The following is a 12,487-nucleotide window of genomic DNA, read 5'->3' as shown; positions in this document are numbered from 1 at the left end:
ATAAAGACGATTCATCTCAGCTTGAGTCGCTCAATATTCGAAACCTCCACTTCACCCTGAATCGAAAATTACGGCATACTAGCGCCCCAACACGTCATCACCAAACGGAAGATCCATGCCATTAATGCCTCTCACCCAGCTACTCTGTCCACTAGACCAGAGCGCGCTGCTGCAAGACGGCAACACTTGGCGCTGCGAAAACAATCACTGCTTTGACATCGCCAAACAGGGTTATGTAAATCTGCTGCCGGTGCAAAACAAGAAGTCCCTTGATCCCGGCGACAGCCGTGAAATGATCACCGCGCGCCGTGACTTTTTAAACAGCGGTGTTTATCAGCCACTTGCAGAAGCACTCGCAAATACCGTTGACACCCTATGCGATGGCCGACAGCAGCTTGCGATTTTAGACGCGGGATGTGGCGAAGCTTATTATCTAAACACGGTGTGTGAGCAGCTATTAAAAAGCGGTGTCGAACTCACCGCGACAGGCCTAGATATTTCAAAATGGGCGGTGCGTAGCTGCAAGAGTCGCAATGCCAAACTCAACGGCCTAGTGGCCAGCAATCGTCAAATACCACTGCCAGATAACAGCCAAGATATTGTCTTATGTACCTTTGGATTTCCGGTCTACAGCGAATTCAAACGACTTTTAAAACCCAATGGCCATATTGTGATGGCCGACCCCGGCCCCGAACATTTGATTGAACTGCGCAAGGCCATTTACGAAACAGTGCGCCGCAACCCAGTGACCGACATTAGCGCCGCGCTTGAGGACAATTGGCATCTCAGCCTAAGTAATAATCTGCAGTTTACAACGCCCGTGCTCAGCGCCGCGCAGTTTGAGCAATTGCTGGTGATGACGCCCCATTTATATCGCGCCAGCCGCGAAGGCCGTGAACGCGCCGCAAAGCTGCAGGATATTACACTAAGCGCTGATGTATTCATCCGAGTTATTAGTCAGACTTAGCCTGAGCCGCTATAAATATCAGCGGATGATATACAGCCAGCTATTCACCGGCTGCTAATAGACAAAAATTACAGAATACTCCGAGCAATAATCATCCGCTGGATTTCACTGGTGCCCTCATAAATACTAGTGATCCGCACATCGCGGGCTAAGCGTTCCAGCGGATATTCACGATTATAGCCGTGTCCACCGAGAATTTGCAGACCGGTATAACAAGCTCGGTTAGCCGCTTCGGTAGCGAACAACTTTGCCATCGAAGCCTGCTTGCCAAAATCACCGCCGCTCTCCTTAGTAAACGCCGCCTGCATCAGCAATAGCCGCGCCGCTTCCATTTCAGTGTAGGCGTCTGCCAGCATCCACTGCAGACCCTGGAAGTTAGAAATAGGCTGGCCAAACTGTTGGCGCTCTTTGGCATAGTCGCGAGCGTAATCCAGTGCCGCCTCACCCAGGCCCAGCGCCAGTGAACCGACGCCAATACGGCCACCGGCCAGTTCACCCAAAGCCACCTGATAGCCACGATTTATGGTGCCCATTAAGGCTGAGGCCGGCACCCGGCAGTCGTCGAAATAGACCGGATTTGTGGCGGACCCTTTCTGACCCATTTTATCTTCGGCGCGGCCAACAGTAAGTCCAGCGGTATCGCGCTCAACCAAGAAACACGAAATACCTTTGCCGCGTGGCGCATCTTTGTCGGTCACCGCCCACACTACAAACACGCCGGCGTATTCACCACTGGTGATATAGGCCTTAGAACCATTCAATACCCAGCTATCGCCATCGCGTACCGCCGAGGTTTTCATACCAGAGGGATCTGAACCCGCGCCAGCTTCTGTTAGGCAAAAACCGGCGGCGGGATATTCACCCGAACAAATTTTGGGTAAGTAATTTTTTTTCTGCTCCTCACTAGCGACAGCTTGAATCACCTCGGCAACCATATTCGTCACCGATACCGTAACGGCAGTCGATGCACAGCCCCGCGCCAACCCCGTAATCGCCAGACTAAAAGCGATAGTGCCGGCTTCTGTACCACCATAATCAGCCTTGACGTTTAAACCCATAAATCCGAGCTCAGCGAGCTGTTTAATATTAGCTAAAAACTCTTCCTTACCTTTTCCCTCATCCAGCTTAGCGGCGTTGGGTACCAGCTCTTTAGCAGCGAAATCGGCTGCGGTTTGCTGAATAAACTGCTGCTCTTCTGAAAGATTTAAATTCATTATTAAGTACCCTGCCTAGCATTAAATTCGGAATCAAATAGCGACATTATGACAGCGAGCTTTGCACTCACTGCCATGACATTGGGCTACATACGCTCAATAATAATAGCTGGCGCCATACCACCAGCGGTGCACATAGTGATTAGTCCGCGCTTCAAATTACGGCGCTCTAACTCATCCAATACAGTGCCGATCAGAATCGAGCCGGTGGCACCAATAGGATGACCTAAGGCCATTGAGCCTCCGTTAACATTGATCTTATCGCGATCAATATTCAGCTTGCGAATAAAGCGCTCCAATACGACTGCAAACGCCTCGTTTACCTCAAACAAATCGATGTCAGCAACGGTAAGGCCGGCTTTTTTCAACACTTTTTCTGCCGCCGCAACCGGTCCATTCAACATTAGCGTAGGGCAGTCGCCCATATTCGCCATCGCCAATACTTTAGCGCGGGGCTTCCAGCCATGTTTAGTGGCGTAGTCTGGTGATGCCAGTAAAATTGCCGCAGCACCATCGACAACACCAGACGAATTACCAGCGTGATGAACATGGTTAATTTCAATGTCAGGGTATTTTTGCTGCATTAGCTTGCGATAACTCAGGCCGTTTTCATCCAATTCTTTATCCGCTAGAGCGGGGAAGGAAGGCTTGAGTTGTGACAAGGTCTCTAGGGTCGTACTCGGGCGCGGAAACTCTTCACGCTCCAGAGCCAAGCTGCCATCTTCGTGATATACCGGCACCAGGCTTTTATCAAAGTAACCATTTTCAATGGCATGGGCTGCGCGCTGCTGACTAAGCACCGCCAACTTATCTAGGGCTTCACGATCAATACCTTCTAGCGTGGCAATAGTGTCTGCGCACACACCTTGATGACTTTGTGGATGGCTGGCACGAAGACGTAAATTGCCACTATCCATAATCTCTGGCAAACCATTGTCGTGACCATAGCTAGACATCATCTCGGCGCCACCGGCAATCACCACGTCTTCCATTCCTGACATGATTGAGGCCGCAGCGATATTCACGCTGGTAATCCCCGAGCCACAAAATCGGTCGAGGGTGACACCGCTGGAGCGAATATCAAAACCGGCATCTAGGGCCGACATGCGGCCCATATCGCCGGCATGACGACCGCGCTGGCAGCTAGTGCCCCACACCACATCATCGACTTCAGCGGTGTTAATATTATTGCGCTCAACCAGCGCCGTTAAAACACATGCGCCCAGCTGCTGCGGGTGAATATCGGCCAGCGCACCCTTACCCAATTTGCCAATGCCACGGGGGGTGCGGCAGGCATCTATAATCCAAGCTTCCGTCATATTCAATTCCTCTAAATGGTTTGGCTAAAGGCTCAAAATTCGCTTATTTTGGCTGCATCCGCAGACCGGCATCCATGCGAATACATTCGCCATTGATGTAATCGTTCTCGATAATACTCGTCACCATATGGGCAATCTCTGAGGCGCGACCAAGACGTTTTGGAAATAGTGGTGTACTACTCAGGGCCTCGTATACCGGCGCCGGTAAAGATTCGAACATGGGAGTATTAATCAGACCCGGCGCGATCGTATTTACGCGGATACCGATAGTAGATAAATCCCGAGCGATGGGCAAAGTCATACCGACAATTCCGCCCTTACTGGCACTATAGGCCGCCTGACCAACTTGCCCCTCAAATGCTGCAACAGAGGCGGTATTCACAATCGCACCCCGCACCCCATCGTCATTATCTGGGGTATTTTTCGCCATTTGCTCAGCGCATAAACGCAGCACATTAAAGGTACCGGTTAAATTTACGGCCAAGGTTTTTTGCCACAAATCTAATGGAAACGGACCGTCCCTACCCAGAGTTTTACTGCCCGTTGCAATACCGGCGCAGTTAACACAGATATGGATTGCACCAAAGGCTTCCATCGTGGCATTTACACCTGCTTGCACCGACTCTTCGCTCGTCACGTTCACGTCGGCAAACATCACCGAGTCACCAAACTCAGCAACCACCGCCTCACCCGCCGCCGCATTCATATCGAATATCGCTGCTTTTGCACCAAGACTTAACAGGCGCTTGACGATCTCTAAACCCATACCCGATGCGCCACCGCTTACGACGGCTACCTTACCTTTAATGTCCATGAATTCTCTCCAAGTAGTGAGATTGCGCCACGCGCTCGGCGGGCATATCTATTTGGGGGTAATACTCACTCTCCACCGCAAGAAAAACAATGACGCAAGGGAAGACAAAAATAGACATATTGTTATAATGACGCACCCAAGTAATTAGAGCTTAATCTGGTGCACTCTCCCACTATCTCCATTTACTTTATTCAAGCCTGCCTTAAGAATCTTAGGCAGCAGCCGGATTTACAGGAGCGCTTACTGGCGAAAAATCATATTTCGTCGACAATCTTGCAATCCACCATCGCCCGGGTACCCGCCGAAAGCTATGCCAATTTGCTGCGCGACACCATGCAAGAAATGGACGATGAGTTAATTGGCTACGGCAGCCTTCCGCAAAAATTAGGCTGCTGGAGCACCATGGTGGAGCTAGCCGCAAATTCAAGTACGCTGGGTGATGCATTAAAAAAACTTACGCGCTTCTATCGCCTGGTTCCCTGGGGCCTAGAAACACGCCTGACTACCGATGATAACGGCAATGCCTATATTTCTCTAAACCATAGCAATGGCGGCGGAACGCCACCGCAATTTGAGCCCTATCTATACGAATCCTTTTTATTCTATATTCACCGGACCGCTAACTGGCTCATTGGTCGCCAGATACCATTACATTCAGTCGACTTTTGTTTTGCCAAAACACCGCACCGACTCGTGTATTGGGATATGTACTTTTGCAAAGACATTCATTTTCAGCAGCCGGTTTCGCAGCTGCGGTTTTCAGCAGCAATGCTCGATTTACCAGTGGCTAAATCTGACCAGGCGATCAACAGCTTCTTAAACCACGTCAATCAAGCCATGATTACTCAGGTTTATGCTCAGAAGAGCTGGCATTACAAAGTGAGCACCAGGCTAGAGTCACAACTGAAAGAAAACCCGTCTTTTAGCGACTTTGCCAAGGGTTTCAACATTCACCCCCACACCCTGCGCAGCTATTTGCGCGATGAAGGTTTTCAGTACCAAGACATTAAGGACCGGGTGCGGCGCGACAATGCGGTTTTCTATCTGAGCTCCCGCGGAAAAAGCGTCGAGGAAACCGCCACCCTGCTTGGTTTTTCTGAAGCTAGCGCCTTTATTCGCGCCTTTAAAAAATGGACAGGCAACACCCCAATTCACTATAAAAGAAGAACTTAAGCCATCGCCAACACCGCCAAGAAGCGGCTCAGCGGCCAAATTTGTTTCGATATAAGCGTGGGCTTAATCCTGTTTTTCGCTGGAACAAACGGTTAAACGAACTGATATCAGCATAACCAATGCGCTGCATAATTAGCTCGGTAGACAAACCCGTGTTTTCCAGTAATTTCTTGGCCGCCTCAACACGTAAATTTTGTAGATAGCTATTTGGGGTATCACCCACCGCCTCCTTAAAGCGCCGCATTAATGTTCGTGAACTGACATGAAATTGGCTAGCGAGTTTATCCAATGAAAACGGCTCACTTAGATTTTTTTCAAGGCTGTCCTGCACCGCAAGTACTAAAGTATCGCTGTGCTCTTGCTGGCGCGGCAATATTAAATAAGGAGCTTGCTGGGTTAGATTGGTATCAACCAACAAGGTCTTAGCGCACTGTGACGCTACCGCCTTGCCCATGTAGCGCTCCACCAGCAGCAACCCCGTGAGCATTTCCGCACCATTGGCACCACCGGTAATCAGCCGCGACTCATCAACTACCAGCTTATTGGCACTTAGTTGAATCTCGGGGTAACGCCGCTGGAACTGCTCAGCCAGCCACCAACTTGTAGTGGCACTTAGGCCGTTTAATAAGCCTGTTTCGGCCAATACGAAGCTACTCGTACAATGCGCGCATATAATGCAGCCATTGGCATATTGCCGACTAAGCCAGTCGATAACCCCCTGTAAAGACGCCAGCTTAAGAGAAAATGCCTTGCCGCCGGGGTAGTTCATCGCAGGAACCACCACAATACTGCCCGCGGCCAAATCATTTAATCCACCATCAGCGGCTATCCGCATACCTGACGCGGTTTTTACCGGGCCACCATCCTCAGACAATACCTGCCATTCAAACACGCCCTCCCGACGCTGATACTGCTCACGCCAGTGTGAATTGGCGACAAAATACAAATCCTGCGGGTTTGCTAGACTGCCCGCATAACAGTCTTCATAGGCAACAATATAGACTTTAGGCATCTTTCCCTCCATTTGCGACGACGCCCAGTGTCTTTATTCGCATATTTAATGTCAATAAAGACACTACTATAAAGCCGCGTAAGCCTCTACAGTAAGCCATTCACATAAGCCCTATAAAACGAGTGTTACGACCATGTCCCTACCCGAGCTGTTAAAAAATCGACTGCAAATACCTGCCGTTGCGGCACCCATGTTTTTAGCTTCTGGCCCTGAACTGGTTATAGAAACCTGCAAAGCCGGCATGGTAGGTTCATTTCCTGCGCTAAATCAGCGGACCAGCGCTGGTTTTGAAGAGTGGCTCAACACGATCAATACCGCATTAGCAGCATTTGAGAAAGACACCGGTAAACAGGCCGCGCCGTTTGCTGTGAACTTGATCGTACACAAAACCAATCCCCGCCTAGAAGCCGACCTCGCGCTTTGCGTAAAGCATAAAGTACCAATGATTATCACCTCGCTTGGCGCGGTGAAGTCCGTTATCGACGCTGTGCACAGCTATGGCGGCTTAGTATTTCACGACGTCATAAATCCTCGCCACGCGCGCAAAGCAGCCGACGCCGGTGTCGATGGCCTTATCGCGGTATGTGCAGGCGCTGGCGGCCATGCAGGTAGCCTCAACCCCTTCGCTCTAGTGGCTGAGATTCGCGAGTTTTTTGATAAAACATTATTGCTGGCGGGCGCCATATCCAAGGGCAGTGATATTGCTGCCGCGCAAATGATGGGCGCCGATCTTGCCTATATGGGAACGCGCTTTATCAACACCCAGGAAAGCCTAGTACAGCAGGAATACAAGCAGATGATCGTCGATTCCAAGGCCACCGACATTGTTTACACCCCAAATATATCGGGGGTATTCGCCAACTTCCTCAAACCTAGCATTGAAAATGCAGGGCTGGATCCAAACAATTTAAAACCCAAAACCGATATCGACTTTGGCCAAGAGTTAGAAGTGGATGCCGATAATAATTCTGGCGACAAAGCGGGCGGCGCGTGGAAGCAAATCTGGTCCGCAGGCCAGGGTGTCGGTTCAATAGATAACATTCCCAGCACTGCCGAGCTAGTCTCGACGCTGATTAATGAATACCAAAAAGCCAGATCAACACTTAAATAAGCCTGTAAGGTTTTCTTAAGTGTCACGCGGCACTGGCTATACAGCCTGTGCCGCGCTCTTTTCAAAATCTAATTTTATTCAAATGTCATTATTCCAACGGCATACATATTGCTGCCGATAAAAATAAGTATTCACTAGAGAATAATAATTTCTATCTCTAAGTGCTTAGTCGCCGTTAAAGAATTACTGACAATACAAATCTGCTCAGCTTTTTCTAGTAGTTTCTCAGCTTTCGAACGAGAGTCTTCATGCTCTACAGTTAAAACCACCCTAGTAACAATTTCTGTAAATTGCATAGTGCGCTCAACTTTATCGAGTACGCCCTCAGTAGTACATTGAATCGTTTGCCACTCCAATTTTGCAATCGACGCCACTGTTCTGAAAGACAACACAAAGCAATTCGCCGCCGCTGCCAGCAACAGTTCTTCGGGCGACCATTTATCGCCGGGGCCATCAAACTGACGCGGCGGAGCGACCTCTATGGTTGGCAGATGCGCCGCGGAGGTCTTTAGAGAGTTCTCGGGTTCGGCATTTACAATAACCGAATAGTGATGAGGCAGGCTATCCATAATATGATCCTTTTATAATAAAACGGTAGACCTTAGAGCAAGCCCAGCCCATTCTTCATTTAACCAATGACTTAAGTAAGCGAAAGGAATTTATCGAGCGTCTATCCACCCAGAATACTTACCTAATAAACCTATTTGAGCAAGTCTCCCAAAAAGGACTAAACCGTGAAACCTCGAGTTTAGGCTACTACAAGCCAATTATTCCGCCCATGCTTTAAGCCCTAAGAATCCAAAGAAATCGTAAGATATCTTTCCCCTACACAAGATTCACCCGCGTTTTCAGGATATAGTTAGGCTAATGAAGATACTCATCGCATAGCAATATTTTCTTCAACTAATAAGCAGAAAAAAGCAATGCCAATATTGTCAAAAAACCTCTTGGCCGCGGCTATATTGAGCAGTCTAGCAGCCTGCAGCGTCACTAACACTCAAGACGCCACATTACTCGACATTCAAGCTCCAAGCACGGCGCAAGTCACCGCACTACTCTCCTCTGAGCAGGACGGCAGCAAGGTCGACACCAGTCTTTACCCTGAAGACAACATTCTCGCTGTGAGTGCAGAAATGCGCGATTTTGTTGAGGAAAATGTGCCTGCTGCACTGTCACCACGCGCCCGTCTTAGCTACCTTCTCGACAGTATGGTGCGACCTTCTCAGCTTGGGCTGACCTATAATCCCGGCATTACCCTCAATGCCAGCGACACCTTTAAGCAAGGTGTTGGTAACTGCCTATCGCTAACCTCATTATTTATAGCACTCGCGCGGGAAGCGAAGCTCAATGCCTACTATAACGAAGTCACTATTCCGCCAAGCTGGGATATGATTAGCGATAACAGTATGGTGTTCTATAAGCATATCAACGCTGTCGTGGATTTTGGGAACAATGACAAGGAGGTCGTCGATCTCAGTGTTGGCTATTACGAATATCACTACCCACAGCATCGCGTAAGCGAGCGACAAGCCGCCGCCCAACACTATAATAATCGTGGTGCTGAATTTCTAAATCTTGGCAATAATGATAAAGCGCAGCTGTATTTTCAGCGCGCCCTTTACTTAGATCCTGAAGCCGGACACATCTGGGGAAATTTAGGCACTCTATTACGTCGCGAAGGACGCGCAGTCGACGCTGAGATCGCCTACCGACATGCCATTACACTCAATGCCAACGATCAGGTAGCGATCAGTAATCTTGGGCGACTTTACCGTGAACAAGGCAACAAAGAGAAGGCCCGAGAACTCGAGAAGAGGTCGGAAAGTTTTAGGCGGAAAAATCCATTCTGGCTATACAGCCGCGCCAAAGCAGAGTACGAAAGAGGCCAATTTGATGAAGCGCTAAATCTTGTACAGCAGGCAATACGTCTTGATAAAAAGGAGCATCGCTTCTACCGCTTTGCCTCGCTAATCTACTACCGCCAGGGAAAACTAGTTCGCGCTCAACAGTTCTCTGACAAAGCTAGCAAACTTAAATTGAAAAGATAATAAGCGTATTTTGCAACCATAAAAAAGGCGCCTTTCGGCGCCTACTTTGCAATCCTTTGCTTATAACCTTCCGTAATCGAGATTAGTATTTCCAGCTAAAGCTCAGGCCAAAACTAGTGCCAACCTCTTGCTCGAGAATAGTCACGTTCTGACCACTACTGCCTTTTTGCTCAAACTCGCGCTTAGAGTCAAGTAGGTTAGAAACCTTAAGCTTTAAAGACAAAGTCTCTGTTGGATAATAATTATAAATCACATCCATAGAGGCAAAAGGCTGCTCGAAGGCATCGTCATTACCTGCAATACCCGCAAAGAATATCCGCTCGCTAGAGATATTATAAAGCACTGATGCACTATGACGCTCATCGGGAGAATCATAGCCAAGCGATGCATTAACAACATACTTAGAATGACCGGTCAGACGACGATCAGTATTAGTCACTTCATTATTATTGCTAATAGTAATTTCAGAGTCGCTAATAGTCACGTTACTAGACAGGAATAGGCCGGCAGGCAGTGTCTTCAATCCTTCAAACTCAAGACCGTATACCTCACCAGAGTCGCCATTTAAATAGCGGAGTACCGTGTCATCATCAGAACCTGCACCTTCCACTTGCTCAATGGGGAGAGTTAGGTCTTTATAGAATAAAGACACGGTGAAATTATCGCCGCCCTCGTAATAGAACTCGCCGCGCAGATCATAGTTGCGTACTTGTGTTGACTGCAAATCGGGGTTTCCGAATACGCGAACATTGAGCTCTGGATCAATATAAGCAACATCTGCTAGCTCACGAAGATCAGGTCGCACGATGGTTTCACTCACACTAAACCGAACTTGAAACTCTTCCGCTGCAAATAAATCGAGGCCAGAGTAGGTCAATGCAAAGCTTGAGTAGATATCATCTTCTTGCAGGGCAAAACTCTGATCGGGATCATTCAGCTGGTCGATCACGCCCTGATTAAAGACGCCGGTAAAATCTAAAAGATTTACCGGTAAAACCGCCTGCTGATACTCTTCCCAGCGCGCACCCGTGGTGATACGCCACTCTTCGCTAATGCGAAAATCTAAAGAACCGTAAACCGCAGCGATCTTCTGAGCAGCAACATAACTTTCGTTACCAAAACCAGAGCCCATTGACAGATCAAAGAAGTTATTGAGATCGTTGATACGCTCATCAGTAAATACAGTTTGTGGCGTACCTTGAGTGGAGCGTGCACCTATATTGGCTGTATAGCCGTAGTACTCACGTACTTTTTCAGAATTCCACCAACCACCGGATACGATCAACTCGCGACCATCGATATCAATTGGCAGTTCAGCACGACCGCCCCAGCTCTCTACCGTATCTTCAAGCGATAAAAATTCAAATTGGCCTGCGGTATTAGATTGGGCGATAAACGCCGTTTCTGGGTTAGTGGTTTTATCTAAGGAACCGCTAAAACTCGCCGCGTTTGGAATATCCGTGGTTGCAGTAGCATCAGAATAAAACCAATCAAAACTCAGCATTTCGAGTTCGCTAATGGGCGCGAAATCACCCAGACGATGGGTACCCGATAACTGCGTCAATTCCAGCTCACGCTCTTCAAGACGGGTGCTGTAGTCTAGGTCTGGACGCTCGGCGGAATTATTAACCGTAAAGCTAGTAGCGATACGCGCCTCGTCGACATCATTTTGAATAATATAATGGCTAAGCTGCACTGTATGATCTTGAGTGTACTCTGCGCCTAAGACCACAGCCAAGGTAGTACGCTCTTCATAAGCGGTTCTTTCTGTTTTAGAGTTAACAACATCCGGATTACCGACACTGCGCTTAACTTGGTCCTTATTCCGATATTCGTCGTCATAGGCGCCACTAATAGAGGCACCCAGAACGACATCGTCGCTAACATCCCAAGCATTACCTAAATCAACTTTGATATCACGATCACGGTCAAGGCCACCCCGCTTAATAGCAACATCTCTATTTAGCGATGTGATGAGGCCACGCTGTATTTGGTCAGCTTCGTCACGGGTAACGGTATTGCCGGCATTATTCTCGATATCGAAAATATTACTTTTCGATAGATCGCCTTTATAGCGACCAATAGCATTTTGTAAAGCCACAGGCATGGCGCCAGATCCGCCATCGGGATAGGTCAAGCCATTATCACTTTCAGTATTAAAACCTGTGCCTATACTGACAGAAGCGATTGGACCGTTGGGAACGCTGCGGGTACGAATATCGATAGCACCGCCACCAAAGTTTGCTGGCAACTCAGGGCCCCAAGATTTTTGAACTTTCAAAGACTCAACAATACTGGCGGGGAATAAATCTAAAGGAATAACACTACGTGCTAAATCTGGCGATGGCACCGCTGCGCCATTTACGGTCACGTTGCTATAACGCTCGCCAAGACCGCGGATATAAATGAATTTGTTATCAACCAGGGTCACACCAGTCACACGTCGCAAGGCCGCACCAATTGTGCTATCCCCTGCCCGTGATATCGCTTCAAAGCCAAGAAAATCGGCCGCGTAAGGTAATTCAAGACGCTCGTCGGTCAATGAGGCTGCGACGCTTTGTAGACGTCCGACCACCACCACTTCTTCCAAGGCTGTTGGCGCAAATAGTTCACTGTCATCTGACGCGAAATCTTGAGCCATCACTGGGGTGATAATCCCAGCAGTCGCAATAGCGACGGCGATAGAAAGCTGCTTTCGCGCAAATCGTTTAGTTAGCATAATCATAATCCTAAGTGCTCAGGAAAATGCCCTCGCGAGTGGAGGGCGTTCTAGCGCTGTATGGGCGGGTCGCAGCCCGCCTTTCCTGTCTAACAGGGTATAGCCATTTA

Annotated in this window: 10 protein-coding genes; 4 read left to right on the top strand and 6 right to left on the bottom strand. The window is 48.6% G+C overall.

Going from position 1 to position 12,487, the window contains the following annotated elements; genetic code table 11:
- Positions 1 to 115: 115 nt before the first annotated feature.
- Complete coding sequence (locus tag AB4875_RS04755; protein ID WP_368374904.1) at positions 116 to 967, top strand: putative RNA methyltransferase; 852 nt, start codon at positions 116 to 118, stop codon at positions 965 to 967.
- A 68-nt stretch (positions 968 to 1,035) separates the two neighbouring features.
- Here AB4875_RS04755 and AB4875_RS04750 read toward each other — a convergent pair whose 3' ends face one another.
- From AB4875_RS04750 to AB4875_RS04740, 3 genes are all read right to left on the bottom strand, one after another.
- Positions 1,036 to 2,181 (bottom strand): acyl-CoA dehydrogenase family protein, encoded by a 1,146-nt coding sequence (locus tag AB4875_RS04750; RefSeq protein WP_368374903.1) that lies wholly within the window; start codon positions 2,179 to 2,181, stop codon positions 1,036 to 1,038.
- An 86-nt stretch (positions 2,182 to 2,267) separates the two neighbouring features.
- Entirely contained in the window at positions 2,268 to 3,500 is a 1,233-nt protein-coding gene (locus AB4875_RS04745; protein WP_368374902.1) for an acetyl-CoA C-acetyltransferase, read from the bottom strand.
- Positions 3,501 to 3,543: 43 nt separating this feature from the next.
- On the bottom strand, positions 3,544 to 4,314 hold the full coding sequence (locus tag AB4875_RS04740) for an SDR family NAD(P)-dependent oxidoreductase (RefSeq protein ID WP_368374901.1): 771 nt from the start codon (positions 4,312 to 4,314) through the stop codon (positions 3,544 to 3,546).
- A 159-nt stretch (positions 4,315 to 4,473) separates the two neighbouring features.
- On the opposite strand from AB4875_RS04740, the gene AB4875_RS04735 reads away from it, so the two are divergent.
- Positions 4,474 to 5,487 carry an AraC family transcriptional regulator gene (locus AB4875_RS04735; RefSeq protein ID WP_368374900.1) on the top strand — a complete coding sequence of 338 codons (1,014 nt, stop codon included), beginning with the start codon at positions 4,474 to 4,476 and terminating at the stop codon, positions 5,485 to 5,487.
- A 28-nt stretch (positions 5,488 to 5,515) separates the two neighbouring features.
- Here AB4875_RS04735 and AB4875_RS04730 read toward each other — a convergent pair whose 3' ends face one another.
- On the bottom strand, positions 5,516 to 6,499 hold the full coding sequence (locus AB4875_RS04730; protein ID WP_368374899.1) for a GlxA family transcriptional regulator: 984 nt from the start codon (positions 6,497 to 6,499) through the stop codon (positions 5,516 to 5,518).
- A 133-nt stretch (positions 6,500 to 6,632) separates the two neighbouring features.
- Between AB4875_RS04730 and AB4875_RS04725 the strand changes: the two genes are divergently transcribed.
- Positions 6,633 to 7,610 carry an NAD(P)H-dependent flavin oxidoreductase gene (locus AB4875_RS04725; protein WP_368374898.1) on the top strand — a complete coding sequence of 326 codons (978 nt, stop codon included), beginning with the start codon at positions 6,633 to 6,635 and terminating at the stop codon, positions 7,608 to 7,610.
- 134 nt (positions 7,611 to 7,744) lie between these two features.
- On the opposite strand, the gene AB4875_RS04720 is transcribed toward AB4875_RS04725, so the two are convergent.
- Complete coding sequence (locus tag AB4875_RS04720; RefSeq protein WP_368374897.1) at positions 7,745 to 8,179, bottom strand: OsmC family protein; 435 nt, start codon at positions 8,177 to 8,179, stop codon at positions 7,745 to 7,747.
- A gap of 354 nt (positions 8,180 to 8,533) precedes the next feature.
- Here AB4875_RS04720 and AB4875_RS04715 point away from each other — a divergent pair, with 354 nt between their 5' ends.
- Complete coding sequence (locus AB4875_RS04715; protein ID WP_368374896.1) at positions 8,534 to 9,658, top strand: tetratricopeptide repeat protein; 1,125 nt, start codon at positions 8,534 to 8,536, stop codon at positions 9,656 to 9,658.
- Positions 9,659 to 9,740: 82 nt separating this feature from the next.
- Here AB4875_RS04715 and AB4875_RS04710 read toward each other — a convergent pair whose 3' ends face one another.
- Positions 9,741 to 12,377 (bottom strand): TonB-dependent receptor domain-containing protein, encoded by a 2,637-nt coding sequence (locus AB4875_RS04710; protein WP_368374895.1) that lies wholly within the window; start codon positions 12,375 to 12,377, stop codon positions 9,741 to 9,743.
- Positions 12,378 to 12,487 lie beyond the last annotated feature (110 nt).

The sequence above is a fragment of the Zhongshania sp. R06B22 genome, from assembly GCF_040892595.1.
GTDB lineage: Bacteria > Pseudomonadota > Gammaproteobacteria > Pseudomonadales > Spongiibacteraceae > Spongiibacter > Spongiibacter arctica.
This window is presented reverse-complemented; position numbering and strand designations above follow the sequence as displayed.

What these genes read in the sequence shown, in the direction of transcription:
- AB4875_RS04755 (WP_368374904.1), top strand. Translation starts at nt 116, where the DNA reads ATGCCATTAATGCCTCTCACCCAGCTACTCTGTCCACTAGACCAGAGC.
- AB4875_RS04750 (WP_368374903.1), bottom strand. Translation starts at nt 2,181, where the DNA reads ATGAATTTAAATCTTTCAGAAGAGCAGCAGTTTATTCAGCAAACCGCA.
- AB4875_RS04745 (WP_368374902.1), bottom strand. Translation starts at nt 3,500, where the DNA reads ATGACGGAAGCTTGGATTATAGATGCCTGCCGCACCCCCCGTGGCATT.
- AB4875_RS04740 (WP_368374901.1), bottom strand. Translation starts at nt 4,314, where the DNA reads ATGGACATTAAAGGTAAGGTAGCCGTCGTAAGCGGTGGCGCATCGGGT.
- AB4875_RS04730 (WP_368374899.1), bottom strand. Translation starts at nt 6,499, where the DNA reads ATGCCTAAAGTCTATATTGTTGCCTATGAAGACTGTTATGCGGGCAGT.
- AB4875_RS04725 (WP_368374898.1), top strand. Translation starts at nt 6,633, where the DNA reads ATGTCCCTACCCGAGCTGTTAAAAAATCGACTGCAAATACCTGCCGTT.
- AB4875_RS04720 (WP_368374897.1), bottom strand. Translation starts at nt 8,179, where the DNA reads ATGGATAGCCTGCCTCATCACTATTCGGTTATTGTAAATGCCGAACCC.
- AB4875_RS04715 (WP_368374896.1), top strand. Translation starts at nt 8,534, where the DNA reads ATGCCAATATTGTCAAAAAACCTCTTGGCCGCGGCTATATTGAGCAGT.
- AB4875_RS04710 (WP_368374895.1), bottom strand. Translation starts at nt 12,377, where the DNA reads ATGCTAACTAAACGATTTGCGCGAAAGCAGCTTTCTATCGCCGTCGCT.